Below are 5,103 nucleotides of genomic sequence, written 5' to 3'. Positions count from 1 at the left end.
ATATTCTGCTTAATTCACGCTTAGCAGTAGATTAATTTAATTTGACCCGCCAAATGCAAATTGCGTATGACACTGCCAAGTCGGACGTTACACGAAAATGGTGAAGCTACTGTTGCTGAGCTACAACTTCGTATTGGATTCTTTGTCTGGCTTTAGCGGAGACTTTGCGGTAGCTGAGACACAAAAAATAACTCAGCTACGTTTGTAAGGGAAGTATATTACTGGTCTTAGTTTGACCTATGTTTAATCTACACCGGGCAAGCCGACATTGGGGATGTAGAATAACTTGATTCTTATAATTTCATGAAAAAAGCAACCTTTAACGCATTTTTAAAAAGCTATAAAATTTATAAAATAGGTATTTCCCTGAAAAAATAGAACTTCTACAGCCTGGTTATCGGCTTTAATTGATTCAAGTTGATGAGGACTAATTATGAAACATTTTGATATAAGTTCTATTTTAGTCATTATGATTACCTTTATTCTTTTTGTCGCTGCTTTGTTCTTTACTGGTTTTACGCATGATATTTTATTAGAGGCCGGTGTTTTTTAGTCTCAGTGAAACTGATTATCATGGCTTACAAAAACAGTAAAAGTAACGAAAAAATAGAGCTTGAATTAAAAAAAATTAAAGAGCTTATTGCGCAAAATAAAGATCGCATATAATAATCTGTTCTACAGGGAAAAGACAGTTTGCCATTTTAGTTCCTCACATTTCAGACCCGCAATACCGTGTAATTGATTAGGATGCATCGACTTGCAATATAGAAAAAATTGCATCTTTGACAATGAAGGCAGATTCTAGTTTCGAGCTTCTAGTTTTCAGCTATTAGCAATCCGGTTGCTGATTATTAAAGATTTTTTAAGATGCTTTATAAATACCATTCACCACGGTGCCGGTCACTTTATAATCGTTGCTGAAAATGGCTAAATTAGCGATTTTGCCCGCTTTTATACTGCCGATTTGATTTGCTATAGACATTGCCCTTGCAGGGTATAAAGTTGCCATTCGAATCGCTTCTGCAAGTTCAATTCCAACAAACTTAACACTTTTCTCAATGGCTTCGATCATGGTCACGGCAGAGCCGCCGAGCGTACCATTAGCTGCGACACATCTCCCATCTTGGTAATATACGGTTGTGCCGACAAAATCAAATTGATTGATATCAGCCCCGGCGGGGGCAGTGGCATCGGTGACTAAAATGAGTTTTTCACCCATTATTTTTTTAGAAATGCGGACATTTTCGTAAGCTACATGGAAACCATCCACAATAATACCGGCATAAATGTTTTTATCATAAACCGCCCCAATGACGCCGGGTTCGCGACCTGTCATTGGGGTCATGGCATTAAACAGGTGAGTTGCAAAGGTGGCGCCGTTATCAATAGCCACTATTGCCTGCGCGTAGGTGGCGTTGCTATGGCCTATCGCAACAACAATCCCGGCTTTGCTAAGCCGCTGGATCACCTCAACCGAGTTCTTTTCCGGTGCAAGCGTTACCTTGCTGACGATATCCGCATTTTGGCAAATAAGATCCAGCATAGTGAGATCAGGGGTGCGGATATATTCGGAGCGATGAATCCCTTTTCTCTCAATATTTAAATAAGGTCCCTCTAAATGCAAGCCTAATACTTCGTTGCTCTTTTTATGTATATAATCCCGCGTCACTTTGAGTGCCGTTCTCATATCTTCATTCGACGAGGTGATAAGTGTTGGCAGGTAGCTGGTACAGCCCGATTTGAGATTGGTAGATTGCATTATGGCCAATGTTTTTTCTGTTATCTGATTATTAAACATAACACCACCGCAACCGTTGAGCTGCAGATCGATAAACCCGGGCGAAAGGTTAGCACCAAGAAGGTCAATTTTTTTGATCCTTGAGCTGAGTTCTGCAATGGGCCTAATACTGTCTATCTTGTCATTTTTTACGATCACAGCGTGTTCGAGTAATACTGCGTCTGTTGTATAAATTTTACAATTTGTTAATGCGTACATTGTAAACTTCTCCATTAAATATAGCGGTTCAAATCGTGCTGGGAGATATTGCCGTTTTTTTGTTTGATCCAACTTTTGAGCCGAGGATAAAACAGTCAATCCAGTAAGTTATAGGCTAAAACGAATGCTTGTTTTTTTATTTTACAATTAAAAACGTTCCCCGATCCATTTTACTCGGATTAAATACCGGCTGTGATTAAAGGCGTTTATAAATTGCCGCTTTCTAATTCAGTGAAGTACTTTAATATTTTAACTTTAAGTTCCATAGTCGAGGCTGCATCACAGGCAATAATTGTTTTTGGATGAAGTTGTAATGCACTAACGGTCCAAAGGTGGTTTACATTCCCCTGAACAGCGGCTTCAAGTGCCAGTGCTTTATGCTGGCCGGTTACCAGAATTAATATTTCTGCTGCCTCTAATAAGGTGCCAATACCAATGGTTAATGCCAATTTAGGTACCTGGTTGATATCGTTGTTGAAAAAACGTGCGTTAGCAATCCGTGTGTTCGAGGCTAATTTTTTAACGCGTGTACGCGAAGCTAATGAGGACGCAGGCTCATTAAAGGCGAGATGGCCATCGACGCCAACGCCACCGACAAATAAATTGATTTTTCCGTAAGACTTAATCTTTTCTTCAAAGCGTTGGCATTCTGCTTCCAGATCATTCGCAAGCCCGTTCAGTAGATTGATATTTTCTGTTCGAATATCAATCTGGCTGAAAAAGTTCCGGTGCATGAAACGATAATAGCTTTGAGGATGTTCCTGTTCGATACCAACATATTCATCCATATTAAAAGTAACGACATTTTCAAAACTTACTTCGCCTTTATTATAAAGCGCGATAAGCGCTTTGTAAGTTGCCAGTGGCGTGCCACCGGTTGGCAAACCAAGTACAAAAGGTCGTTCTTTGCTGGGTGAATATTTGTTAATTGCATTGCTAATGTAGCGAGCAGACCAGAAGGCGACATCAGATGTTGTTTCAAGGGGAATTAAACGCATGTTTTACTCCGTATATTACTGGTTAATAGGCAACGTAAATTAAGCGGGTCTTTATTGCTACATAAAGTGCTGAAAAAGAGACTTGATAGGTGATTTTGAGCACAAATTGCGCGAAGTAAGCCAATAAAAGACACTGAGGTTATAGCAGCTGAGTAAAGTTTGGCAGTGCGGCTTTAATCAACCGCATTAGGATCTGAATATTGGCTGCACCTATGTTATTGCATTACGCGCTTGTTTAACCCTTAAAAATTGCAGTCTGATTCGTGAGGCCGAACTTAAAGCGTTAGGCAATGGGAGTGATCAAAATAGGTGGCAATAACGTTTAAGCCATTATTGTCGCCGATCGTCTCAAAGCGGTTAAATAAAGACTGTTTGTCACTGGGCGCTGTTTATCTGCCTACAGGGCTAGCGACAGTTAATTCTATATGAACGACCGATAAGACTCTGAAGAGGATAAATAGCCCCGATTACCATCAAAAAGCACGCTTCGCAGTGCTTTTCCCCCCTTTGAATTTATTGTTGCTCTTTTGCTGCTTATTTCCCTTGAGGTTAGCGGTATAATATAAGATGATTACTGTTATTTTTCGATTTATATTTATTTAGAGGTAAGCAATGACTCAGGTTGATACTGCGCCAAGCAATTTTATTCGTAACATCATCGATTCGGATCTACAAAGTGGTAAGCATCAGGTGATACAGACACGCTTTCCGCCGGAACCGAATGGTTATTTGCATATAGGCCATGCTAAATCTATCTGTTTAAATTTCGGACTTGCACAAGATTACCCTAATGCACTTTGCAATCTGCGTTTTGATGATACTAATCCAGTAAAAGAAGATGCGGATTACGTTGCCGCTATTGAGAAGGATGTGCGTTGGTTGGGATTTAAATGGGCGGGTGATATACATTACTCATCTGACTATTTTGAACAGTTGTATGACTTTGCCGTTGAGTTAATTAAAAAAGATAAAGCTTATGTTTGTGCGCTCGATGTGGAACAAACCCGAGAATATAGAGGCTCGTTAATAACCGCGGGTAAAGACAGCCCCTTTAGAAATCGCCCTATCTCAGAAAGTTTAGATCTTTTTGAGCGTATGCGCGCGGGTGAGTTTGCCGAAGGTTCGATGATGCTGCGGGCAAAAATTGATATGGCGTCACCGAATATGAAAATGCGCGATCCCGTTCTTTATCGCATTCGTTTTGCGCATCATCATCAAACGGGCGATAAGTGGTGTATCTATCCAATGTACGATTTTACCCATTGTATTTCGGATGCGCTTGAAGGCATAACCCATAGTCTGTGTACGCTTGAATTTGAAGATCACCGTCCTTTGTATGATTGGGTATTAGCCAATATCAGTATTGCCTGTAAACCTCGTCAAATTGAGTTTTCCCGCCTTAATTTACAATATACTTTAACGTCTAAACGTAAATTACATGCGTTAATTGAAGAGAAGATTATAGGCGCCTGGGATGATCCGCGTATGCCGACTATTTCCGGTATGCGCCGCCGTGGTTACCCGGCCGCCGCTATTCGTGAATTTTGTAAACGTATTGGTGTGACTAAGCAGGAAAATACCGTTGAACTGGCATCGCTAGAAGCTTGTGTTCGTGAAAATCTTGAAGCTAACGGACCTCGCGCAATGGCTGTGATTGATCCTGTTAAAGTGATTATTAGCAATTATGACGAAAATAAAACGGAAAAATTAATCGCGGCTGTTCACCCTAAAGATGAAAGCATGGGGACAAGAACAGTCATTTTCTCACGCGAAATCTATATTGACCGTGCGGATTTTAGAGAAGAGGCGAATAAAAAATATAAACGTTTAGTGTTAGGTAAAGAGGTACGTTTACGTAATGCTTATGTCATTAAAGCTGACCAGGTGATTAAAGATGATGCGGGCACAATCACTGAAATTCACTGCTCTTACGACCCTGAAACGCTGGGTAACAATCCAACAGACGGGCGTAAAGTGAAAGGCGTGATCCATTGGGTTAGTGCGGCTGAAAACCGACCTGCTGAGTTTCGAATCTATGAGCATTTGTTCATGGTTGAAAATCCTGCTGCCGAAGAAGATATCCATAAGGTACTCAATCCGGATGCTTTA

The 5,103-nt window shown here is 40.5% G+C and carries 3 protein-coding genes; 1 reads left to right on the top strand and 2 read right to left on the bottom strand.

Annotated elements, in window-relative coordinates; translation table 11 throughout:
* Window positions 1-862: 862 nt before the first annotated feature.
* Both nagA and nagB read right to left on the bottom strand, forming a co-directional pair.
* Window positions 863-1,996 (bottom strand): N-acetylglucosamine-6-phosphate deacetylase, encoded by a 1,134-nt coding sequence (gene nagA, locus ACJAT7_RS17695; RefSeq protein WP_415228120.1) that lies wholly within the window; start codon window positions 1,994-1,996, stop codon window positions 863-865.
* 206 nt (window positions 1,997-2,202) lie between these two features.
* Window positions 2,203-2,994: a glucosamine-6-phosphate deaminase gene (gene nagB / locus ACJAT7_RS17690; protein WP_415228119.1), complete on the bottom strand. Its 792-nt coding sequence runs from the start codon at window positions 2,992-2,994 to the stop codon at window positions 2,203-2,205.
* 612 nt (window positions 2,995-3,606) lie between these two features.
* Between nagB and glnS the strand changes: the two genes are divergently transcribed.
* On the top strand, window positions 3,607-5,103 hold a 1,497-nt coding region (gene glnS / locus ACJAT7_RS17685; RefSeq protein ID WP_415228118.1), incomplete at its 3' end, for a glutamine--tRNA ligase.

Origin of the sequence: Psychromonas sp. (assembly GCF_047632995.1) — a bacterium.
GTDB lineage: Bacteria > Pseudomonadota > Gammaproteobacteria > Enterobacterales > Psychromonadaceae > Psychromonas.
Note: the sequence above shows the minus strand (reverse complement) of the source record. Positions and strands in the feature narration are given on the sequence as shown.

Coding starts and splice junctions, on each gene's coding strand:
- nagA (WP_415228120.1), bottom strand. CDS start 1,996: ATGTACGCATTAACAAATTGTAAAATTTATACAACAGACGCAGTATTA.
- nagB (WP_415228119.1), bottom strand. CDS start 2,994: ATGCGTTTAATTCCCCTTGAAACAACATCTGATGTCGCCTTCTGGTCT.